Annotated in this window: 14 protein-coding genes, 2 tRNA genes, 3 rRNA genes and 1 pseudogene; 17 read left to right on the top strand and 3 right to left on the bottom strand. The window is 60.4% G+C overall.

Annotation, left to right across the window (positions count from 1 at the left end; translation table 11 throughout):
• Positions 1-97: 97 nt before the first annotated feature.
• Positions 98-427: a DUF2025 family protein gene (locus MKK04_RS20565; protein ID WP_015271519.1), complete on the top strand. Its 330-nt coding sequence runs from the start codon at positions 98-100 to the stop codon at positions 425-427.
• Positions 428-560: 133 nt separating this feature from the next.
• Here MKK04_RS20565 and MKK04_RS20560 read toward each other — a convergent pair whose 3' ends face one another.
• Positions 561-3146, bottom strand: coding sequence for a bifunctional diguanylate cyclase/phosphodiesterase (locus MKK04_RS20560; protein ID WP_207832857.1), 2586 nt, complete (start codon positions 3144-3146; stop codon positions 561-563).
• Between the two features lie 51 nt (positions 3147-3197).
• Positions 3198-4272, bottom strand: a pseudogene (locus MKK04_RS20555) (diguanylate cyclase).
• A gap of 130 nt (positions 4273-4402) precedes the next feature.
• On the opposite strand from MKK04_RS20555, the gene MKK04_RS20550 reads away from it, so the two are divergent.
• From MKK04_RS20550 to MKK04_RS20475, 16 genes are all read left to right on the top strand, one after another.
• Complete coding sequence (locus MKK04_RS20550; RefSeq protein WP_233694771.1) at positions 4403-5494, top strand: MBL fold metallo-hydrolase; 1092 nt, start codon at positions 4403-4405, stop codon at positions 5492-5494.
• Positions 5495-6141: 647 nt separating this feature from the next.
• Positions 6142-7678: ribosomal RNA gene (locus tag MKK04_RS20545) — 16S ribosomal RNA — on the top strand.
• 85 nt (positions 7679-7763) lie between these two features.
• Positions 7764-7840: transfer RNA gene (locus MKK04_RS20540), tRNA-Ile, on the top strand.
• Between the two features lie 26 nt (positions 7841-7866).
• A tRNA-Ala gene (locus MKK04_RS20535) sits at positions 7867-7942 on the top strand.
• Between the two features lie 233 nt (positions 7943-8175).
• Positions 8176-11067: ribosomal RNA gene (locus tag MKK04_RS20530) — 23S ribosomal RNA — on the top strand.
• Positions 11068-11197: 130 nt separating this feature from the next.
• Positions 11198-11313: ribosomal RNA gene (gene rrf / locus MKK04_RS20525) — 5S ribosomal RNA — on the top strand.
• Together the 16S, 23S and 5S rRNA genes with 2 tRNA genes alongside form the textbook arrangement of a ribosomal RNA operon.
• A gap of 343 nt (positions 11314-11656) precedes the next feature.
• The gene (locus MKK04_RS20520) at positions 11657-13300 is read left to right on the top strand and encodes an acetolactate synthase large subunit (protein WP_241105936.1); all 1644 of its coding nucleotides are present in this window, start codon (positions 11657-11659) and stop codon (positions 13298-13300) included.
• A 298-nt stretch (positions 13301-13598) separates the two neighbouring features.
• Complete coding sequence (locus MKK04_RS20515) at positions 13599-14495, top strand: nitrilase family protein (RefSeq protein WP_241105935.1); 897 nt, start codon at positions 13599-13601, stop codon at positions 14493-14495.
• Between the two features lie 10 nt (positions 14496-14505).
• On the top strand, positions 14506-15660 hold the full coding sequence (locus tag MKK04_RS20510) for a hypothetical protein (protein WP_207838185.1): 1155 nt from the start codon (positions 14506-14508) through the stop codon (positions 15658-15660).
• Positions 15657-16646 (top strand): asparaginase, encoded by a 990-nt coding sequence (locus MKK04_RS20505; RefSeq protein ID WP_063913054.1) that lies wholly within the window; start codon positions 15657-15659, stop codon positions 16644-16646. Before MKK04_RS20510 ends, MKK04_RS20505 begins: the two co-directional genes overlap by 4 nt.
• Positions 16647-16736: 90 nt before the next feature.
• A complete protein-coding gene (locus tag MKK04_RS20500) occupies positions 16737-17288 on the top strand; it encodes a UPF0149 family protein (RefSeq protein WP_241105934.1) in 552 nt (183 codons plus the stop codon).
• A gap of 360 nt (positions 17289-17648) precedes the next feature.
• Positions 17649-18278, top strand: a complete 630-nt coding sequence (locus MKK04_RS20495; RefSeq protein WP_207838193.1) for a glutathione S-transferase family protein — start codon at positions 17649-17651, stop codon at positions 18276-18278.
• Between the two features lie 27 nt (positions 18279-18305).
• Positions 18306-20342, top strand: a complete 2037-nt coding sequence (locus MKK04_RS20490; protein ID WP_233688339.1) for a pyridoxamine 5'-phosphate oxidase family protein — start codon at positions 18306-18308, stop codon at positions 20340-20342.
• Positions 20343-20515: 173 nt separating this feature from the next.
• Complete coding sequence (locus MKK04_RS20485; RefSeq protein WP_241105933.1) at positions 20516-21412, top strand: LysR family transcriptional regulator; 897 nt, start codon at positions 20516-20518, stop codon at positions 21410-21412.
• A gap of 355 nt (positions 21413-21767) precedes the next feature.
• A complete protein-coding gene (locus MKK04_RS20480) occupies positions 21768-22007 on the top strand; it encodes a type II toxin-antitoxin system RelB/DinJ family antitoxin (RefSeq protein ID WP_207838200.1) in 240 nt (79 codons plus the stop codon).
• Positions 21997-22284 carry a type II toxin-antitoxin system RelE family toxin gene (locus tag MKK04_RS20475; RefSeq protein ID WP_241105932.1) on the top strand — a complete coding sequence of 96 codons (288 nt, stop codon included), beginning with the start codon at positions 21997-21999 and terminating at the stop codon, positions 22282-22284. Before MKK04_RS20480 ends, MKK04_RS20475 begins: the two co-directional genes overlap by 11 nt.
• A 299-nt stretch (positions 22285-22583) precedes the next feature.
• On the opposite strand, the gene MKK04_RS20470 is transcribed toward MKK04_RS20475, so the two are convergent.
• Positions 22584-23120 carry a BRO-N domain-containing protein gene (locus MKK04_RS20470; RefSeq protein ID WP_241105931.1) on the bottom strand — a complete coding sequence of 179 codons (537 nt, stop codon included), beginning with the start codon at positions 23118-23120 and terminating at the stop codon, positions 22584-22586.
• Positions 23121-23290 lie beyond the last annotated feature (170 nt).

Raw genomic sequence — 23290 nt, 5'->3', positions numbered from 1 at the left:
GACGGCTTGCGTTAGGCTGCCAGTCACGAGTTGCCCGGTAGAGGCAACCACCCCCGCCTGGCGTGCGTATCTTCCGATTTCATTGCGAGGTTACGTCATGGCCATCACTTCCCAGGACATCTGCAACGCTGCCGACCAGCTCAAGGGCTTTGTCGGTTTTCATGGCAAGCGCGGTGTGCATATCGTGCGTTTTTCCGAAGATTCGTTCGGCATGGACGTGGCCGACGCCAGCATTACGCCCTGCAGCGAGTTTGTCTGGCGGCCCGAGCAAGGGCAGCGCATGGCCCTGTGCCGTGAACGGCTGGCGCTGTTGCTGGAGCAGCATGTGGATGACCGTTTGAACATCGGTGAACCGCTACGCACCTACCTGCGCCGGCGCGACCTGCCGGAAATCGTGGCTGAGCGCAGCTTGCGGCAGCTGTGCTGAAAATCCCTGTGGGAGCGGGCGTGCCCGCGAAGAATGCAACTCGGTGGATGGCACCGGCTTCGCCGGTGTTCGCGGCGGTTCGACGCCTCGACGCGCCCGCTCCCACAGGGCCTGCGCAAGCCTTCAAACTACGCTACGGGTAGGGTGCCGAGCGCTGGGCTGCCTGCTGCAACAACGCCTCCAGCCCGGCACTGTCCAGCGGTCGGCTCATGTAATAGCCCTGCACTTCGTGGCAACGGTCCTTCGCCAGCGCCCTGAGCTGCTGCTCGCTCTCCACCCCTTCGGCCGTCACCGTAAGCCCCATTGCTTCGCCCAGGTTGATGATGGCCTGGACCACGGCGCGGTCGCTGCCACCGGTGTTGTTCAGTCCGCCGATGAAGCGTTTGTCGATCTTGATGCTGTCGAACGGGTAGGTGCGCAGGTAGCCCAGCGACGAGTAGCCGGTGCCGAAGTCGTCCATGTTCAGGCGTACGCCCAGCTCCTTGAGCGACAGCATGGTACCCAGCGCACCTTCAATATCGTTGAGCATCACGTTTTCGGTAATTTCCAGCTCCAGACGCTGGGCTGGGAAGGCGGTTTCCAGCAGGATCTCGCGTACATCAGCCACTACATCGCTGCGCAGGAATTGCGCAGGTGACAGGTTCACCGAAACCAGCATGTCGGCAGGCCAGTCGTGGGCGGTGCGGCAGGCTTCACGCAACACCCAGCGGCCCAGTGCGACAATGATGTCGCTCTGCTCGGCCAACGGGATGAAGGTGTCCGGCCCAAGCAACCCCTCCTGCGGATGCTGCCAGCGCAGCAAGGCCTCGACCGCGACGATGCGCAGGTCGCTGAGGCGGTAGCGCGGCTGGTAATACAGCTCGAACTCCTGGTTGCGCAGGGCCCGCCGCATGTCGTTCTCCAGCTGGCGGCGGTACTGGATCTGCTGGTTCATTTCGGCAGCGAAATAGCGCCAGGTGTTCTTGCCGTCGGCCTTGGCCTGGTACAGGGCGATGTCGGCGCAGCGGATCAGCTCGCCGGCATCGAAGCCCTGGGTGCGGGTCTGGGCGACCCCGATGCTGGCGCCAACGTGCAGGGGCTGGCTATCGAAGACGATCGGTTGCTGCAGCAGGCTGATCAGGCGCGCACAGAAGCGGTCGATCTCACTGCGGTTGTCCATGCCGCTGAGCACCAGGAGGAACTCGTCGCCGCCCAGGCGCGCGACCATGTCGCCATCGCGGGTACTGTCGCGCAGGCGCGTTGCTACCTCCTGCAGCACGGCGTCACCGGCGGCATGGCCGAGGGAGTCGTTGATCGGCTTGAAGTTGTCCAGGTCCAGCAGCAGCAAGGTCAGTGGCGGCGAATCGCTGCCGCGCAATAGTGCCTGCTCGAGATGCCGGGCGAGTTTGTTGCGGTTGGCCAGCCCGGTCAGCGGGTCGTGCAGCGAAAGGTGCTGGATGCGGGCATGGGCGTCGACCTCGTCGGTGATGTCGCTGGCGGTGCCGCGATAACCGACGGGCTTGCCGTCGTACCAGATGGCGCGGGCCGAAATCCGGCAGTAGCGGTTCTGGCCATTCTGGTCGCGGTAGGTGCAGCGCAGGTTGGCCAGTTGTTGCGGGTCGGCCGCGGCCAGGGCATCCAGCCACGGCGAGAGCGGCGTGGTATCGCAGGCCAGTAACTGATTGAGCGGTTGACCGAGCCAGTCGTCCACCGGGTAGCCGGTGACGTTGACAAAGCGTTGCGACAGGTAGGTCAGGCGTTGGTGCCGGTCGGTTTCCCAGATCCAGTCGGAGGCCGACTCGGCCACTGCGCGAAAACGCTGCTCGCTGGCCTCCAGGGCCTGGTTGCTCTGCTGCAGATGGGCGAGCGTGAGGTCGATCGCCCGCGAACTGCGCAAGGCATGACGGAACAGGTACAGCATGATCAGGCCGAGTATCAGCAAGGCACCAGCCAGTGGCGGCAACACTGCCCGCAACAACTGGTGCCCAGGCAGCGGGCTGCTCCAGGACAGGTGGTAGCCGGTATCGCCGAGGTCGATGCGCAAGTGGTCGTGCTCACCCACATCATTGTTTTCCACGTGCATGCCGGTCAGGCCGGCAGCGCTGCTCAGCTGTGCCAGCTTTTCCTCGGTGAGCTGGTCGACGAACAGCATCACCGGCGCCTGGCTCACCTCGCTATCGGTGACATCCCGGTCCGGGCGCACCGCCGCGGCACTGAGCACGGCCGGCCAACCGTTGAACAGGACGAAACGGGTAATCTGTTCACGTGGGACGGCCGCCGCCCGGGCCTGGTCGATGATTGGCTGAAGCGCCGCATTGATATAGGTATTGGCCGCTGCCTGGGTAGGCTGGCCTTTGAACAAGGCATAGGTGGTGCGTGCGTCCTCCACTACGAACACCCCTTCATAGCCGCTGGCGCTGTACAGCGACTCGCCCACGTTCTTTTCTTCGTAGGCCCATTTCCAGTCAGCCTGGCCTGCCAGGTGCTCGAAGGCCGCATCCCAAACGGCGTAGCTGGACAGGAACTGGCGCGAGGCGAGGAGCCTTTGTTCCAGCGCCTTGGTCGCCTGCAAGGCACTGCGCTGGCGCTCCTGGTGGTCAAGAGTGCCCGCGATATTGAACAGGGCGCCGAGGATGACCAGACAGACCAGGCCGAAAACTGCGCTGAAGCCGGCAATGAGGCGACGCACCTGGAAACGCGGTGTAGGGCTAGCGGGTGGAGGGTTGGCGGTCCTGGCCATGCGCGAGCGGCTCCTTCAGGCAGCCTCCCGCCAGGTAGTCAGGAAGGAGGTTCAATCAGGATAGGCCAGCCTGAGCGCCGCGGCGTCGCTGTGGGCAAAAATTGACCTGGTCGCGGCCAGCATGCTTGGCGGTGTATAGCGCCTTGTCCGCCTGTTCGAGCCAGTGCTCGGGTGACGCCAGGTCGGCCTCGAATGCCGACAGGCCGATGCTCAGGCTGATGCGCAGGTGTGGCAACTGCGGGTTGCGGTAGCTGGCGACCCGCTCGCGCAGGCGCTCCATGGCCTGGCAGGCCTGGGCCTCGCTGGTGTCCGGCAGGATCACGCAAAATTCGTCACCGCCGTAGCGCCCGGCCTGGTCGCCTTCGCGCAGGTTGCGCCGTAGCTCGGCGCTGAGCTGGCGCAACACGCAGTCGCCGACCACGTGGCCGAAGGTGTCGTTGATGGTCTTGAAGTGGTCGATGTCGATCAGGGCAATCACCGCGTGCCCTTGTTGCTGCTGGCAGGCCTGGAACTTCAGCAGCAGCAGGTCTTTCCAGGCGCCATGGTTGAGCAAGCCGGTCAGGCTGTCGGTGAGGCTCAGGGCGCTCAGGCGGCGCTTGTGGTCGGCGAGCTTGATCGCCAGCTGGTAGCAGACCCAGCCCAGCGCCAGCGGGTAGAGCGTCAGCATCGGCAGGCAGGCATAGACCTGCAGAGGTGTGGCGTTCAGTTGCAGGCCGGGGCCGAGCAGCAGGATGGCGACGAGCATGCCGGCCAGCTGGGCCAGCACCCCGCGAAAGACCATGCGTTTGCCGCCGGCGGCAACGTTGTTCATGGTCATCATCGACAGCACGGTCACGCTGGGCAATGGGTTGAAGTGCATGGCGGCGGTCCAGAACCCACCCATCAGTGAGTCGAGCACCAGGTTGCGCTGTTCTGCATGGTAGGGTGCGGCCGAACGAGAGGCCCACAGGTAGGCCACATGCGGCCACAGCAGGCCGTTGAACAGCACCAGCAGCCACGCCCAGGTAGGCGGTGACAGCGGGGCCATGGCGGCCATGACGCTGAACAGGCCGATCCCCAGGCCGATGACACGCGGCAGGTAGATGCGTTTGACGAATGAAAGGCCTTTGCCGCTGCGTTTATCCATCTTGGTCATCGTTCTTCTGCCGGAGCGCCGTTTATCGCATAACTCGCATGAATATTGTTGAACAGTGTTTCATCGACGACAAATGACCTTACAAGCCAATTCACGGTTGATCCGATCACTGTGGGGTAACATGAAGGCTTTCCTGTTGCTCGGAGTGTTGCTGATGGTCCCTTTGGCCAACCCCGCAGGCGAGCCGGCGCCCCAGCGGGAAGGACGTTTTCACAACCAGGCGTTGTTGCCACAGGATGGCGTATTGAAGAAGCTGCGCATCGGGCTCAAGTACCTGTTCCTGCGCAAGCCGCCTGAAACCCGGCCGGCCACACCGGTGAGCCTCCAGCCCATGACCCGCCAACAGGTGCTCGACGCACCTGATCGTAGCCTGTGGCGCCTGGGGCACTCCACGGTATTGCTCAAGTTGTGCGGGCGTTTCTTCATTACCGACCCGGTGTTCGCCGAGCGCGCCTCGCCGGTGCAGTGGGCCGGTCCGCTGCGTTTCCATGCGCCGCCTCTGGCGCTGGACCAGTTGCCGCCGTTGGCTGCGGTGGTATTGTCCCACGATCACTTCGACCATCTGGACGAACAGGCCATTCGCCAACTGGCACCACGCACGGGCGTGTTCCTCGCGCCGTTGGGCGTAGGCAACCGGCTGATGACCTGGGGCGTAGCATCGGCGAAGGTGCGGCAGCTGGACTGGTGGCAGGAAAGCGAGGTCGAGGGCGTACGCTTCGTTGCCACCCCGGCGCAGCACTTTTCCGGGCGCGGGCTGCTGGACAGCAACCGGACCTTGTGGGCGTCATGGGTGATCGTCGACGAGGATGTGCGGGTATTCTTCAGTGGTGATACCGGCTACTTCGATGGGTTCAAGCAGATTGGCGAGCGCTTCGGGCCATTCGACCTGACCCTGATCGAGACCGGAGCCTACAACGTCGCCTGGCCCGATGTGCACATGCAACCGGAGCAGAGCCTGCAGGCCCATCTGGATTTGCGCGGGCGCTGGCTGTTGCCGATTCACAACGGTACCTTCGACTTGTCCATCCATGGCTGGCAGGAGCCGTTCGAACGCATCCTGGCACTGGCCAATCAGGCGCAGGTGCGCTTGAGCACGCCGCAGATGGGGGAACGGGTCAGCCTTGTCTCTCCGCACGCCGGGCAGAACTGGTGGCAGCCGCGGCCCGTGCGTCAGCGGGGGCAGGCGAATGAGCGCGTGGTAGCGACGCGCTGAGGGTCAGCGGTTGTGAAAGGTGCCTGCCTTTGTTCTTCTGGTGCCTGTGAGATCGAGCGCCGCCCGCGCGGCGCTCGATCTCACAGGCGCAGAAGGTGTTGTGGCGAGCACCTGGTGGCCTTGATACGGTCTTTCACTCTTATATTTCAATTTCTTGAAATTAAAGGTTGACGCCCCTTCGAATCCCCTTATAATGCGCCCCACTTCCAGCGACAACGGAACGACAAACTCCTTGAAATTCAACGAGTTAGACGATTCGGAAGGTGCTGAAAGGGCTTCGATCAAATGATCGATGGCGGTTGAGGTGAAGGTTGACAGCGGTTTTAAACGCTGTATTATTCGCCTCCCGCTACGAGAGATCGTAGCGAGTCAAGTGTTTGAAGCTAAACGAGTTTCTCGCAAAAAACTTCAAAATAAACGCTTGACAGCAAATGAGGAAAGCGTAGAATTCGCGCCTCGGTTGAGACGAAAAGCTCTTAACCAAACGCTCTTTAACAAATCGAATCAAGCAATTCGTGTGGGTGCTTGTGAGTACGGACTGATAGTCACAAAGATTATCAGCATCACAAGTGGCCATGCGAGAAATCACATAGTCATTTGAGATTGCTGAGCCAAGTTTAGGGTTTCTTAAAAACCCAAGCAGTATTGAACTGAAGAGTTTGATCATGGCTCAGATTGAACGCTGGCGGCAGGCCTAACACATGCAAGTCGAGCGGATGACGGGAGCTTGCTCCTTGATTCAGCGGCGGACGGGTGAGTAATGCCTAGGAATCTGCCTGGTAGTGGGGGACAACGTTTCGAAAGGAACGCTAATACCGCATACGTCCTACGGGAGAAAGCAGGGGACCTTCGGGCCTTGCGCTATCAGATGAGCCTAGGTCGGATTAGCTAGTTGGTGGGGTAATGGCTCACCAAGGCGACGATCCGTAACTGGTCTGAGAGGATGATCAGTCACACTGGAACTGAGACACGGTCCAGACTCCTACGGGAGGCAGCAGTGGGGAATATTGGACAATGGGCGAAAGCCTGATCCAGCCATGCCGCGTGTGTGAAGAAGGTCTTCGGATTGTAAAGCACTTTAAGTTGGGAGGAAGGGCAGTAAGTTAATACCTTGCTGTTTTGACGTTACCGACAGAATAAGCACCGGCTAACTCTGTGCCAGCAGCCGCGGTAATACAGAGGGTGCAAGCGTTAATCGGAATTACTGGGCGTAAAGCGCGCGTAGGTGGTTCGTTAAGTTGGATGTGAAAGCCCCGGGCTCAACCTGGGAACTGCATCCAAAACTGGCGAGCTAGAGTACGGTAGAGGGTGGTGGAATTTCCTGTGTAGCGGTGAAATGCGTAGATATAGGAAGGAACACCAGTGGCGAAGGCGACCACCTGGACTGATACTGACACTGAGGTGCGAAAGCGTGGGGAGCAAACAGGATTAGATACCCTGGTAGTCCACGCCGTAAACGATGTCAACTAGCCGTTGGAATCCTTGAGATTTTAGTGGCGCAGCTAACGCATTAAGTTGACCGCCTGGGGAGTACGGCCGCAAGGTTAAAACTCAAATGAATTGACGGGGGCCCGCACAAGCGGTGGAGCATGTGGTTTAATTCGAAGCAACGCGAAGAACCTTACCAGGCCTTGACATGCAGAGAACTTTCCAGAGATGGATTGGTGCCTTCGGGAACTCTGACACAGGTGCTGCATGGCTGTCGTCAGCTCGTGTCGTGAGATGTTGGGTTAAGTCCCGTAACGAGCGCAACCCTTGTCCTTAGTTACCAGCACGTTATGGTGGGCACTCTAAGGAGACTGCCGGTGACAAACCGGAGGAAGGTGGGGATGACGTCAAGTCATCATGGCCCTTACGGCCTGGGCTACACACGTGCTACAATGGTCGGTACAGAGGGTTGCCAAGCCGCGAGGTGGAGCTAATCTCACAAAACCGATCGTAGTCCGGATCGCAGTCTGCAACTCGACTGCGTGAAGTCGGAATCGCTAGTAATCGCGAATCAGAATGTCGCGGTGAATACGTTCCCGGGCCTTGTACACACCGCCCGTCACACCATGGGAGTGGGTTGCACCAGAAGTAGCTAGTCTAACCTTCGGGGGGACGGTTACCACGGTGTGATTCATGACTGGGGTGAAGTCGTAACAAGGTAGCCGTAGGGGAACCTGCGGCTGGATCACCTCCTTAATCGACGACATCAGCCTGCTGATGAGCTCCCACACGAATTGCTTGATTCATTGTAAAAGACGATGCTGTAACGCGACCCTGTTATAGGTCTGTAGCTCAGTTGGTTAGAGCGCACCCCTGATAAGGGTGAGGTCGGCAGTTCAAATCTGCCCAGACCTACCATTACATGGTTCAGCCGTAGAATACACGGGGCCATAGCTCAGCTGGGAGAGCGCCTGCCTTGCACGCAGGAGGTCAGCGGTTCGATCCCGCTTGGCTCCACCACTTGCTTTACTTGATCAAACTCAGAAATGAGCATTCGCTTCGAATGTTGATTTCTGGCTTTTGTCAGATCGTTCTTTAAAAATTCGGATATGTGATAGATATAGACTGATGGCCAGTTTCACTGCTGGTTAATCAGGCTAAGGTAAAATTTGTGAGTTCTGCTCGAAAGAGCAACATGCGAATTTTCGGCGAATGTCGTCTTCACAGTATAACCAGATTGCTTGGGGTTATATGGTCAAGTGAAGAAGCGCATACGGTGGATGCCTTGGCAGTCAGAGGCGATGAAAGACGTGGTAGCCTGCGATAAGCTTTGGGGAGTCGGCAAACAGACTGTGATCCAGAGATCTCTGAATGGGGGAACCCACTCAGCATAAGCTGAGTATCTTGTACTGAATACATAGGTGCAAGAGGCGAACCAGGGGAACTGAAACATCTAAGTACCCTGAGGAAAAGAAATCAACCGAGATTCCCTTAGTAGTGGCGAGCGAACGGGGACCAGCCCTTAAGTTGATTTGAGATTAGTGGAACGCTCTGGAAAGTGCGGCCATAGTGGGTGATAGCCCCGTACACGAAAATCTCTTGTCAATGAAATCGAGTAGGACGGAGCACGAGAAACTTTGTCTGAATATGGGGGGACCATCCTCCAAGGCTAAATACTACTGACTGACCGATAGTGAACCAGTACCGTGAGGGAAAGGCGAAAAGAACCCCGGAGAGGGGAGTGAAATAGAACCTGAAACCGTATGCGTACAAGCAGTGGGAGCCTACTTTGTTAGGTGACTGCGTACCTTTTGTATAATGGGTCAGCGACTTATATTCAGTGGCGAGCTTAACCGAATAGGGGAGGCGTAGCGAAAGCGAGTCTTAATAGGGCGTTTAGTCGCTGGGTATAGACCCGAAACCGGGCGATCTATCCATGGGCAGGTTGAAGGTTAGGTAACACTGACTGGAGGACCGAACCGACTACCGTTGAAAAGTTAGCGGATGACCTGTGGATCGGAGTGAAAGGCTAATCAAGCTCGGAGATAGCTGGTTCTCCTCGAAAGCTATTTAGGTAGCGCCTCATGTATCACTCCAGGGGGTAGAGCACTGTTTCGGCTAGGGGGTCATCCCGACTTACCAAACCGATGCAAACTCCGAATACCTGGAAGTGCCGAGCATGGGAGACACACGGCGGGTGCTAACGTCCGTCGTGAAAAGGGAAACAACCCAGACCGTCAGCTAAGGTCCCAAAGTCATGGTTAAGTGGGAAACGATGTGGGAAGGCTTAGACAGCTAGGAGGTTGGCTTAGAAGCAGCCACCCTTTAAAGAAAGCGTAATAGCTCACTAGTCGAGTCGGCCTGCGCGGAAGATGTAACGGGGCTCAAACCATGCACCGAAGCTACGGGTGTCATCTTTGATGACGCGGTAGAGGAGCGTTCTGTAAGCCTGTGAAGGTGAGTTGAGAAGCTTGCTGGAGGTATCAGAAGTGCGAATGCTGACATGAGTAACGACAATGCGAGTGAAAAACTCGCACGCCGAAAGACCAAGGTTTCCTGCGCAACGTTAATCGACGCAGGGTTAGTCGGTCCCTAAGGCGAGGCTGAAAAGCGTAGTCGATGGAAAACAGGTTAATATTCCTGTACTTCCAGTTATTGCGATGGAGGGACGGAGAAGGTTAGGCCAGCCTGGCGTTGGTTGTCCAGGTTTAAGGTGGTAGGCTGAAATCTTAGGCAAATCCGGGATTTCAAGGCCGAGAGCTGATGACGAGTTGCCTCTAGGCGACGAAGTGGTTGATACCATGCTTCCAAGAAAAGCTCCTAAGCTTCAGATAACTGGGAACCGTACCCCAAACCGACACAGGTGGTTAGGTAGAGAATACCAAGGCGCTTGAGAGAACTCGGGTGAAGGAACTAGGCAAAATGGCACCGTAACTTCGGGAGAAGGTGCGCCGGCGAGGGTGAAGGACTTGCTCCGTAAGCCCATGCCGGTCGAAGATACCAGGCCGCTGCGACTGTTTATTAAAAACACAGCACTCTGCAAACACGAAAGTGGACGTATAGGGTGTGACGCCTGCCCGGTGCCGGAAGGTTAATTGATGGGGTTAGCGCAAGCGAAGCTCTTGATCGAAGCCCCGGTAAACGGCGGCCGTAACTATAACGGTCCTAAGGTAGCGAAATTCCTTGTCGGGTAAGTTCCGACCTGCACGAATGGCGTAACGATGGCGGCGCTGTCTCCACCCGAGACTCAGTGAAATTGAAATCGCTGTGAAGATGCAGTGTATCCGCGGCTAGACGGAAAGACCCCGTGAACCTTTACTATAGCTTTGCACTGGACTTTGAATTTGCTTGTGTAGGATAGGTGGGAGGCTTTGAAGTGGGGACGCCAGTTCTCATGGAGCCATCCTTGAAATACCACCCTGGCAACTTTGAGGTTCTAACTCAGGTCCGTTATCCGGATCGAGGACAGTGTATGGTGGGTAGTTTGACTGGGGCGGTCTCCTCCCAAAGAGTAACGGAGGAGTACGAAGGTGCGCTCAGACCGGTCGGAAATCGGTCGTAGAGTATAAAGGCAAAAGCGCGCTTGACTGCGAGACAAACACGTCGAGCAGGTACGAAAGTAGGTCTTAGTGATCCGGTGGTTCTGTATGGAAGGGCCATCGCTCAACGGATAAAAGGTACTCCGGGGATAACAGGCTGATACCGCCCAAGAGTTCATATCGACGGCGGTGTTTGGCACCTCGATGTCGGCTCATCACATCCTGGGGCTGAAGCCGGTCCCAAGGGTATGGCTGTTCGCCATTTAAAGTGGTACGCGAGCTGGGTTTAGAACGTCGTGAGACAGTTCGGTCCCTATCTGCCGTGGACGTTTGAGATTTGAGAGGGGCTGCTCCTAGTACGAGAGGACCGGAGTGGACGAACCTCTGGTGTTCCGGTTGTCACGCCAGTGGCATTGCCGGGTAGCTATGTTCGGAAGAGATAACCGCTGAAAGCATCTAAGCGGGAAACTTGCCTCAAGATGAGATCTCACTGGGATCTTGAATCCCCTAAAGGGCCGTCGAAGACTACGACGTTGATAGGTTGGGTGTGTAAGCGCTGTGAGGCGTTGAGCTAACCAATACTAATTGCCCGTGAGGCTTGACCATATAACACCCAAGCAATTTGCTAGCGCAGATTGCGGTGGTGAAGACGAAAGAACCGAAAGTTCGCAACTTCACAAGATCACATATCCGAATTCGCTGGGCTGTCCATCTGGACATTCTGGCAACAGAATTTCTTGACGACCATAGAGCATTGGAACCACCTGATCCCATCCCGAACTCAGCAGTGAAACGATGCATCGCCGATGGTAGTGTGGGGTTTCCCCATGTGAGAGTAGGTCATCGTCAAGATTCATTTCGCAAAACCCCTATCTGCGCCTGCAGGTAGGGGTTTTGTCTTTGTGGCCCTAAAAATCCCCAAGCCTCACCCAACCCCTTGTGGGAGCGGGTTCACCCGCGAACACCGGCAAAGCCGGTGCCATCCTCCGCGTCGCCTGCTCCCACAGCTCCCACACCGAGCGCGTAATATCCTGGGTGCGACAATATTCCCGTCACATTTACGTGACTTTCCCGCGCCCACCCTACGTCAAGACTCTGGTTCGGGGCACTCCTGACCCTGGGCTGAGCGATGCCAGCGTACCGTGCTGCGCATTTCTGGACTTCCACCGTCCCATCACTTGAGGTAGCAAGCAAGATGGCCAAGGCCGCCGATGTCGTTGTGCAATGCCTGGAAAACGAAGGTGTCGAGTATGTATTCGGTATTCCCGGTGAGGAAAACCTCGACCTGCTCGAATCCCTGCGCAAGTCGAAGATCAAGCTGGTACTGACCCGTCACGAGCAGTCCGCAGGCTTCATGGCCGCCACCTACGGCCGCCTGACCGGCAAGACCGGCGTCAGCCTGTCGACCCTCGGCCCTGGCGCCACCAACCTGGTCACCGCCAGCGCCTACGCCTACCTGGGCGGCATGCCGATGATGATGATCACCGGCCAGAAGCCGATCAAGAAGTCCAAGCAGGGCCGCTTCCAGATCATCGACGTGTGCGGCATGATGGACCCCATCACCAAGTACACCCACCAATTCGCCTCGGCCGACAACATCCCGGCCCGTATGCGCGAAGCCTTCCGCCTGGCTGAGGAAGAAAAGCCGGGTGCCGTGCACCTGGAGCTACCGGAAGACATCGCCGCCGAGCAGACCGACAGCCTGCCGATCCCGCCTAGCCTGAGCCGTCGCCCGCTGGCCGAGCACAAGGCCATCGAAGCTGCCGTGGAGAAACTGCAGAACGCCCGTAACCCGATCCTGGTGATCGGCGCCGGCGCCAACCGCAAGATGACCGCCAAGGTCCTCAAGCAACTGATCGACAAGACCGGCATCCCGTTCATCACCACCCAGATGGGTAAAGGTGTGGTCGACGAGCGTCACCCACGCTTCCTGGGCAACGCCGCGCTGTCGTCGGGTGACTTCGTGCACCGCGCCGTCGAAGCTGCCGACCTGATCGTCAACATCGGTCACGACGTGATCGAGAAGCCACCGTTCTTCATGGTCCGTGGCGGCACCGAGGTCATCCACATCAACTTCCGCTCTGCCGAAGTCGATGCCGTGTACTTCCCGCAGGTGGAAGTGATTGGCGACATCGCCAACGCCGTGTGGCAGATCAGCGAAGCGCTGAGTGACACCACACACTGGGACTTCACTCGCCTGATGGCCATCCGTGAAGCCAACGAAGCACAGATCGCCGAAGGGGCCGACGACAACCGCTTCCCGGTCTACCCGCAGCGCATGGTCGCCGACATCCGTCGCGTGCTGCCGTCCGAAGGCATCGTTGCCCTGGACAACGGCATCTACAAGATCTGGTTCGCCCGTAACTACAAGGCGCACAAGCCGAACACCGTACTGCTGGACAACGCCCTGGCGACCATGGGCGCCGGCCTGCCATCGGCCATGGCTGCGCACCTGGTGCACCCGGACCGCCCGGTGATCTCGGTTTGCGGTGACGGCGGCTTCATGATGAACAGCCAGGAGCTGGAGACTGCGGTACGCTTGGGGATGCACATCACCGTGGTGATCCTGCGTGACGACGGCTACGGCATGATCCGCTGGAAGCAGGCGAACATGGGCTTCACCGATTTCGGCCTGGACTACGGCAACCCGGACTTCGTCAAGTACGCCGAAGCCTACGGTGCCAACGGCCACCGCGTGGAAAGCGCCGAAGGCCTGCTGCCGCTGCTCGAGCACTGCATCAAGACCCCGGGCGTGCACGTGATCGACTGCCCGGTCGATTACAGCGAGAACGACCGCATCCTCAACAGCGAGCTGCGTGAGCGCGCGCTGGCGGTGTAAGGCCTGAGGCCCCCTACAGGTATGGCGCCTGTGGGAGCGGCCTTGTGTCGCGAGAGGGCTGCAAAGCAGCCCCGGCAATTTTTGCCATGTCGCTGAAATCCTGGGGCCGCTCTGCGGCCCTTTCGCGACACAAGGCCGCTCCCACACTGATCGCATTGACCTCTGCGGCGTGTAAGGCCCTTCCTGTCATACCCATCCCCTATTCCTACAAGCTTGCAGGAATACCCCGACTGTCACTCCCCAGCCCAACCCCGCTTTACTGGCGCCCTTCCAAAACAACCATAAGAAGGAAGTCGCCATGTCCGAACATTGCCCCCCCGTCAGCCCCGTACGCATCGCCGTCATCCAGTACGACCCCCAGGTCGGGCTCGAGCATTGCGACGGTAACCTGAGCAGAGGCCTGGCATTGGCCCGGCGGGCAGTGCGTGAAGGTGCCAACCTGATCGTGCTGCCCGAGTTGGCCAACACCGGCTACACCTTCCACACCCGTGCAGAGGCCTATGCCCATGCCGAAACGCTGGAGGAAGGTCGCAGCCTGAACCTCTGGGCGGATTTCGCCAGGGAGTATCAGGTGTACCTGGCTGCGGGTTTTGCCGAACGCGAGGGGCTGAAACTCTACGACAGTGCCGTACTGTTCGGTCCGCAAGGCTTGCTCGGGCATTACCGCAAGGCTCACCTGTGGAACCAGGAAAAGCTCTGGTTCACCCCTGGCAACCTAGGCTTCCCCGTGTTCGAGACGCCGATCGGCCGTATCGGTCTGCTGATCTGCTGGGATATCTGGTTCCCGGAGGTGCCGCGGCTGATGACCGCACAAGGCGCCGACATCATCTGCAGCCTGAACAACTGGGTATGGACACCACCGCCGCTGTTCGATGAAGCCGGGCGCTGCATGGCTTCCTACCTGACCATGACGGCGGCACACGTCAACAACGTCTACATCGCTGCCGCCAACCGCATAGGCAGCGAGCGGGGAGGGCGCTTCCTGGGCTGTTCGCTGATTGCCGGTACCAATGGCTGGCCAATTGGCGAGGTGGCCAGTGCAGAGGAGGAGGGCATTCTCTACGCCGATGTCGACCTCAGCAGCGCACGCTCGGCACCGATCTGGAACAGCCTCAACGACCTGCCGCGAGACCGGCGTACCGATCTCTATGATGCAACCCTTGGCTATCGCCTGCATGCACCGATGCCGCGCTGAGGAGTCGCACATGAAAACCCTACTCTTCCCCAACCGGCAGCGTTCGTCGGTGTTGATCCTCGCCTGCCTGCTGGTGCTGCTGGCTGCCAGCCTCGTCCAGGGCCAATGGCCGGACTACACGCAACTGGCAGCGACGCTCGATCAGCCGTTAAGCCGCCTGCGCTGGATAGTCGGTGATATCAGCGAAGTAGCCTTCTACAAGCATGAGTTGCCCGCGCTGGGCTTGCTACTGGGGGCTTGCCTGGCGCACTGGGCCCATGTGCATGGGTATCGCTGGCAGGGCTTTGCCATCTGCTACGGCAGCGGATTATGGCCATGGGTATTCACCAGTTCGCTGCTGGGCTTGCTGCTCAGTCACGCGTTGTGGGGATGGACCTTGGCCAGTGGCACCTGGCAACCGACTTTCGTCGCTTTCGTATCGTTGCCAGCGGCCATGGTGCTGCTATTTGGCGCGGGTTGGCAGGTGACGATCAGCGGCGCACTGCTGGGGGCACTGCTGGTAACGCCAGCCAGCCTGTTGATGGTCAACTACCTGTGCTACCCGTTGCAGTTGCCGGTGGTAGTCGGCAACGTAAGTGGCATGGCGCTGGCGAGCGTCGTGGCGTTCACGCTGTGCTGGCGCTTTCCATCATGGGTGCGGCCCAGCCACAAGCCCGCCGCGCCCGAACCCGTTGCGGCCCAACCCGATTACGGCGTGGTCTGGACCCTGCGGCGTGTGCTGGCCGATTTCAGCGAAGCGCCATTCTTCGGTAATGAACTGGCCAGCCTCGGGCTACTGCTGGGGGTGTTCCTGGCTTACATGCTGGCCCCCGCTGCACCGGCCTACGGTTCGCTGCTGCTGATACCGATGGTTGCCGGGCAGGCGCTGGCGTCACTGGTTGGGGTCGTGTTCTGGCGTCGCCAGTGGCAGGCGCGAGGGTGGTACCCCACTTACATTCCCATCGTCTCGATCGTCCCTGCCGCTGTGCTTACCCACGGTGGAGGCTGGCAAGTGGTCGTAGCCAGTGCAGTGCTGGGCGCGCTGGTAGCTCCACCTTTGGCAGTGGCCATCACTCAGCGCTTGCCGGCTTACATGCATGGCTACATCGGTAATGTGGTGTCGATGGCCATCAGCACACTGGGGATCGTGCCGCTGGTCGGGGTGCTTGCGGGAGGTGGCGTATGAAAGCGCATGCAAACCTGCCCAAGCTGTCGATCGCTGGCCTGGGTGGCACGGTGAGCATGGAGGCAAGTGCCAGCGGATGCGGGGTGATGCCCAAGCTTGACTGCAATGGGCAACTGGCCAAGTTGCCACAACTGCGCGAAATGGCCCATCTTGAAACTGCCACTCTGGGCCTGCTCCCCAGTGCCTCGCTGGGCTTTGCTGCGCTGCTCGAGGTGCTGGCCTGGGCTCGGGGTGAGGTGGAGCGCGGAGCGCACGCGGTGGTACTGACCCAGGGTACCGACAGTCTTGAGGAAACGGCGTATTTCCTCGATCTGCTATGGCCGTTCGATGCGCCATTGGTGATGACCGGTGCCATGCGCGCGGCCAGCCAGCCGGGCAACGACGGCCCGGCCAATTTGCTGGCTGCGGCGCAGGTTGCACTGGCCCCGAGCAGCCGTGGGCGCGGCGTTCTGGTGCTGATGAATGATCAGGTCCACTGTGCCGCGAGGGTTCGCAAGACGGCCAGCCTGGCGATGGCTGCATTCGAATCGCCCGGCTGCGGACCGCTGGGCGATGTTGTGGAGGGTGTTGTGGCATATCGTCAACCGCCTGGCCCGCGAGAGGTGCTGCCGTTACCGCATCGCACCGAGCATCGGGTTGCACTGCTGGAAGCGTGCCTGGATGCGGATACGGCGTTGCTCAATGCCATGGCGGTACTGGGCTACGAGGGACTGGTCATCGCTGGCTTTGGTGCTGGTCACGTTTCCGGTAGCTGGTCCGAAGTGCTGGGCTATCTCGCGCCCACCTTCCCAGTGATTGTTGCCACCCGCACAGGCAGTGGTCCCACAGCCTCGGCATCCTACGGTTTTGCCGGTGCCGAGATCGATTTGCAGAGCAAAGGGGTACACATGGCGGGGCAATTGTGTCCGCGCAAGTGCCGCATCCTGTTGTGGCTGTTGATCGGTACGGGCAGGCAGCAGCAGCTGCATTGCTGGTTGCCACGTTAAGCAATCTGCTCGCGTACCTGTAAGCGCGGGCAGCCCTTGGGCTGTTCTGTGCTAGGGTGCACACACTTTTGCTTCCCAGGACTTTCACCCATGCTCCCCGCACTCAGCGAAAAAGAACTCGACCGCCTTGAAGACCTGCTGATCACCTACGGCAATGACTACTCGGTACTCAACCTGGCCGAGCTCAATGGCTTTTTCACTGCATTGGCCAGCTCGCCATCCACCGTCACCCCGGAACAGTGGCTGCCCGCGGTGGCCGGCGGCAAGGTGCCGAAGTTCAAGAAGCCGGCGCATGAAGAGGCTTATACGGCGTTGATGCTGCGCTATGCCAGCCAGGTGGCGGAGGAGTTGGGTGACGACGTCGATCACTTCGAGCCGCTGTTCGAGGAAAACGAAGACGAGGTAGGCACGGTGATCGTGATGGAGGAATGGTGCTTCGGCTATATGCGCGGCACCCAGGTCGCCGGCTGGGCCGAGCTGCCGCCAGAGCAGGATCAACTGCTCAAGGCCATTTCGCTGCATGGGTTGGAGGACAACTTCGAGCTGCTGGATCAGATGAGCGAAGAGGATATCCAGGCTTGCGTGCCGCAGGTGGTCGAGGCTGCGCGTGGGTTGTTCCGGTATTTCAACAAACTGCACTGATCTTGCATCTGCATTGATGCTACCGGCCCCAGCGCCGACAACCGACCGCGTTAACCGATCCAGTGGGAGCAACTGTCTTGCTCAATATCTAAAAACTGGCGCGAGCCCTGTGGGAGCGGGTTCACCCGCGAACACCGGCACAGCCGGTGCCATACGCCGCGTTGCATTCTTCGCGGGTAAACCCGCTCCCACATGGACCGCACAAGCCCCCGGCCGGTGCGTTCTTCTGTGGGAGCCGGCCTCACGATTATTCCGCCCCGCGAAATTATGGTTTCCCCGCCACACGGATTCTGCTGCCAGCCGAACCGGTGCAGCATGTGCTCCATCAGCCCACCCCGGCGCTGACCAGGAGCCAAGCCCATGTCGAACCCGATCAAGCTTTACAACTTCCCCAAGTCCGGCCATGCCCACCGCATCGAGCTGATGCTCTCGCTGCTGAACCTGCCCACCGAGCTGGTGTTCGTCGACCTCGCCAAAGGTGCGCACAAGCAGCCGGACTTCCTGGCCCTCAACCCGTTCGGCCAGGTCCCGGTCATCGATGACAACGGTACGGTGATCGCCGATTCCAACGCCATCCTGGTGTACCTGGCCAAGAAGTACGACAACGGCACCTGGCTCCCCGAGGAGCCCGCCGCCGCCGCCCGCGTGCAGCGCTGGCTGTCGGTCGCTGCCGGCCCGCTGGCCTTCGGCCCTGCCGCCGCGCGCCTGGTGACCGTATTCGGCGCCGCGTTCAACACCGACGAGGTCATTGCCCGCGCCCACACCCTGCTCAAGGTGATCGACGCCGAGCTGGCCAAAACGCCGTTCCTGGTCGGTAGCACACCCACCATCGCCGATATCGCCAACTACTCGTACATCGCCCACGCACCGGAGGGCAATGTTTCGCTGGAGCCCTATGCCAACGTACGCAGCTGGCTGGCGCGGATTGAGGCGCTGCCTGGCTTCGTGCCCATGCCACGCACCGTGATCGGGCTGCAGACCAGCGCCTGACATCCCGCCACCGCGAGGAACGCCGCCATGCAAAAGAACCCGGAGCACCACCCCTCGCCCTGGCATGCGGGGGAGAAAACCCTGCAGGAAAAAGCCGGTGTCGCGGAGCGCATGGAGGCGTTCGGGCAGAAGGTCATTCGTGACTACATGCCCGACCAGCATCGTATTTTCTATCACCAGTTGCCGTTCATGGTCGCCGCCAGCGTGGACGACCGGGGGAGGCCCTGGGCAACATTGTTGGAAGGGCCGGAAGGTTTCGTCAGCTCGCCGAACCCACGCCAGCTGACGATCAACACTCAGCTGGCAGCAGACGATCCCGCTACCCCGGGGCTGTCTGCCGGACAGGCGGTCGGCCTGTTGGGTATCGAACTGCACACCCGTCGACGCAACCGCCTCAACGGGCAGGTCCACGAGGCCGGCGACGGGCAACTGCAGGTGACTGTGGAGCAGTCGTTCGGCAACTGCCCGCAGTACATTCAGCTGCGTGACTACACCCGCGTCGCGGAACCCGCGCAAGGGCGTGTCGATGCAGCGACACTCGATGCCACGGCTGCCCGCATGATCCAGACAGCCGACACTTTCTTTGTCGCCAGCTATGTCGAGCAAGGCGACGGCCAGCGCTCGGTGGATGTCTCCCACCGTGGCGGGCGGCCCGGGTTCGTCAAGGTTGAAGGCAACCGCCTGACCATTCCCGACTATGCTGGCAACCTGCACTTCAATACCCTGGGCAACCTGCTGGTGAACCCGCAAGCAGGGTTGCTGTTCATCGATTTCAGCAACGGCAACGTGTTGCAGCTATACGGGCATGCCGAGTTGCTGTTGGACAGCCCCGCCATCCAGGCGTTCGAAGGCGCCGAGCGCTTGTGGACGCTGGAGGTCGAGCAGGTGGTGTGGCGCCCGGCTGCCGTTTCCCTGCGGTGGGCCTTCAAGGAGTACGCGCCGACCAGCCTGATGACCGGCACCTGGGCCGAGGCCGACGCGCGCCTGCAGCAACGCCAGCGACAGCGCCAATGGCAGGCCTGGCGTGTGCAGCGGGTGGAGCAGGAGAGCCGCGACATCCGCTCGTTCTACCTTGAGCCACCTGCTGGCAGTGCGACGGCCTTTGCGCCAGGGCAACATGTTCCGGTGCAGATCCAGCTCGACGGCGAGGCGGCACTGATCCGCACCTACAGCCTGTCCAGCGCGCCTTCCGATGGCTACCTGCGCATCAGCGTCAAAGCCCAGGGCCAGGCCTCGCGGCACCTGCATGAGCACGTTGTGGCAGGCGATGTGCTGAACGTGCGCCCGCCGATGGGCAGCTTCACGCTGGACCAGCAGAGCACACGGCCGCTGGTGCTGATCGGCGCGGGTGTGGGTATCACGCCGTTACTGGCCATGCTGCGCGAGCAGTTGAACAAGGGGAGGACACGGCGCATTCATCTGTTCCATGGTGCGCGCAGCCTGGCCGACCTGCCGTTCCGTGAGGAGCTGGCGAGCTTGCAACAACGGGCCGGCGGCCTGCTGCAGGTGCACCGCGCCCTGAGCCAGCCGGAAGCGCATGCGTTGGCGGGGCGTGATTACGCGTTTGCCGGTCGGCTGGGTATCGAGCAGGTCAAGGCGACGCTGGCGCTGGACGACTACGATTTCTACCTGTGCGGCCCGGGCAGTTTTACCCAGGACCTGTACGAAGGGCTGCGCGGGGTGCATGTGCCGGATGCGCGGATCCATGCCGAAGCCTTTGGCCCGTCGACGCTCCGGCGGCACACCGACGATGACCAACCCACATTGCAACAGCCACCTGCTGCCAGCGAGCCGGTGCCGGTGTACTTTGCAGCTTCGGCGAAGGAGGCGCGCTGGGCGCCCGGCAGCGGGACGCTGCTGGAGTTGGCCGAGGCGCGTGGGCTGGCGCCGGAGTTCAGTTGCCGGGGCGGGTCGTGCGGTACCTGCAAGACCCGCTTGGTCAGTGGCCAGGTGCATTACCCGAACCCGCCGGCCGAACTGCCGGAGGCGGGTTCGGTATTGATCTGCTGTGCCGTGCCGGCCCGGTCAGAGGAGGGGACGCAGGCGTTGGTGCTGGATCTGTAAGGTAGCCTGTCCCGGCCCTTTCGCGGGCTTGCCCGCTCCCACAGGTACTCCACTGCCCTCAGGAGCGGTGAATAACCTGTGGGAGCGGGCAAGCCCGCGAAAGGGCCGGTATTGGCAACACAAAATGCCCAGATGAAAGATAATCCCGGCACCTCACAATCCCAGGAGCCCGCATGGACCAGATCCACCTGATGAAGGTGTTCGTCGCCGTAGGCGAACTGGAAAGCTTCGCCGCCGCTGCACGCCGCCTGGACATTTCCCCAGCCGCAGTCACCCGTGCCGTCAGCGCCCTGGAAGAGCAGCTCGGGGTCAAGTTGGTGCTGCGCACCACCCGCAGCGTGCGCCTGACCGAAGCGGGTGGCCGTTACCTGGAAGACACCCGGCTTATCCTCGCCAGCATCCACGAGGCCAACGAAGCGGCTGCCGGCATCAATGCCACACCCAAAGGTGACCTGGCCGTCACCGCGCCGATCCTGTTCGGCAAGAAGTACGTCATGCCGTGCATCGTCCGCTACCTGCAGCAGTACCCCGAGGTTGACGTTTCCGCCTACTTCCTCGACCGCATAGTGAACATGGTCGAGGAGGGTATGGACGTGGCCGTACGCATCGGCCCCTTGCCAGACTCCGGCCTGAAAGCGCTGCGGGTGGGCAGGGTGCGGCGCATGTTGTGTGCGTCCCCCGACTACCTGGCGCGCCATGGCGTGCCGATGCACCCGTCCGACCTGGCGGGGCATGCGGTGATCGGCACCACCAACCTGTCGCCACGTGCCGGCTGGCGCTTCGGCGTGACCGAGGAGCCGACCCTGGTGCGCGTGAAGCCCCGCCTGACGGTGACCAGCAATGATGGGGCGATAGCGGCTGCTAGTGGCGGACTGGGGATTGCTCGCCTGCTGTCGTACCAGGTGGCGGATGAACTGGCCAGCGGGCAGCTGCAGGTGATCCTGGCCGAGTACGAAGAGGCGCCATGGCCGATTCATGTACTGCACCGGGAGAGCAAGTACGGCTCGTCCAAGGTCAGGGCCTTCATCGACATGCTGGCGCAGGATTTGCGGGCCCAGCAGCTGGATTGAAGTCGCGGACGGTAGCTCTACCCTGAGCTATCTTCAGAACTGGCCTCGCCCACGACCACGTAGACTGGCATGTCCAGTCCCGGCACCTTGTGGTGCCGCACCCCCTTTGTCGGCGTGGGCGAGGCCTCTCAATTCGTATTTGGCCGCCCAAGGCGGTCGAACCTGCTCGACCACTGCCATTCTGAAATCTCCCGAGCTACGCGATCCCCCGTGGGAGCGGCCTTGTGCCGCGAAAGGGCTGCGCCGCAACCCCAGCAGTTCATGTCGCACTGCTGAGCCCCAGACAAACTGCCATTGCGAAATCGAAAAGACGCGTGCATTGTAATGACAAACGTCTTTACCTTAGGGCCGCCCCATGGCATCCATCAACATACGTGTCGACGACGAACTCAAAGCCCGCGCATACAAAGAGCTTGAGCGCCTCGGCGTTACCCCCTCCGAACTCATGCGCCAGGCTCTGCAGTATGTTGCAGAGCGAGGCAAGCTGCCCTTCCGCCCTGTCCTGATGACTGAGGACGATGAAGATCTCATTGCGACTGTGAAAGAGCGGCTTGCTTCCCCGCAGCGCGTGAGGGTCCAGTTGGATGACCTATAGCCTCGACTTCGATTCACGTGCATTGAAAGAGTGGAAGAAGCTGGGCGATACGGTGCGTCAGCAGTTCAAGAAGAAACTGGCGGAAGTTCTGCTGAACCCTCGAATCGAGGCAAATCGCCTTCACTCGCTGCCTGACTGCTACAAGATAAAGCTGCGCAGCAGCGGGTATCGACTGGTCTATCAGGTCATTGACCAAGAGATCGTGGTTTTTGTCGTCGCTGTTGATCGTCGCGAACGGGACCAGGCATACAAGAAGGCTGCCGAGCGGCTCGAATAGACTTCAGGATCTGGCGGTTCCAAGGCTGCAATCTCAGGGTACAGCGCAGCCCATAAGCTAGCGCTGTACCTGTGGGAGCGGGCGTGCCCGCGAAGAATACGACGCGGTGCATGGCACCGGCTGCGCCGGTGTTCGCGGGTAAACCCGCTCCCACAGGTTTTGCATCAGCCCAGAGTGCCTATTGCCAACTCCGGCACTTACCTCTGTTCTTGGCCTGCTTACCAAGAACATCTGGCAAACTGAGCCATCTGTGGGAGCGGGTTCACCCGCGAAGAGGCCAGCACAGGCAAAACCGCCTGCTAAACCCCATGCATCCGCAGCGCTCGCTGCGCACACGCCCGCCAACTCAACTTCCGCTTCTCCACCGGCCCCTGCTGATCAACTTCCCCAGCCAGCACCACAGGCATATCCCGCATCCTCACCCAAGGCTCACTCTGCCAATACAACAACGTCGCGCTCCGCCCTCCAGGCCAGCACATCTGCCCCAGTCGCGGCGCATCCTCTACCCCGTCAGCTTGCCCATCGCGCAGCACCGCCACCACTTCATGCGTCAGCCACCAACGCAAATGGCGGTTCTCCGGCACATGGTGATGCGCCAGCAAGGTATAGGCTCCGGACTCGCTGACCATGGTGGTCTCCTGGTACTTGCCATAGCGCAGCAGCTGCACAGTGCGGTACTGATCCGGGTCGAGCTTGCGCATGCAGTGTTCGTCGAAGAAGTGCCCACTCAGCCGGCCGAGTTCGTGGGCGCAGAACCAGGCTTGGGATTCGAACCAGAGGGTGTGGAGTGGGCGGTTGTGACGGGTGAAGAGGGTGGGTGTATTGAGGCTGTTCATGTTTGGCTATCCTGATATTGGAGAGCCGTTGCTAACGGGAACGGGATTCCGCTGCGTGAGCGTTCTTAAGCGCCATAAGACGTTATCGCGATGCCCTAAAAGTAACAATGCCAAACCCTGTAGGAAGCTTCCTGTTCGGCCATTTTCCAAGCAAAAAAAGGCTGCCAATT

Origin of the sequence: Pseudomonas sp. LS.1a (assembly GCF_022533585.1) — a bacterium.
In the GTDB taxonomy this organism is placed as follows: domain Bacteria; phylum Pseudomonadota; class Gammaproteobacteria; order Pseudomonadales; family Pseudomonadaceae; genus Aquipseudomonas.
This window is presented reverse-complemented; position numbering and strand designations above follow the sequence as displayed.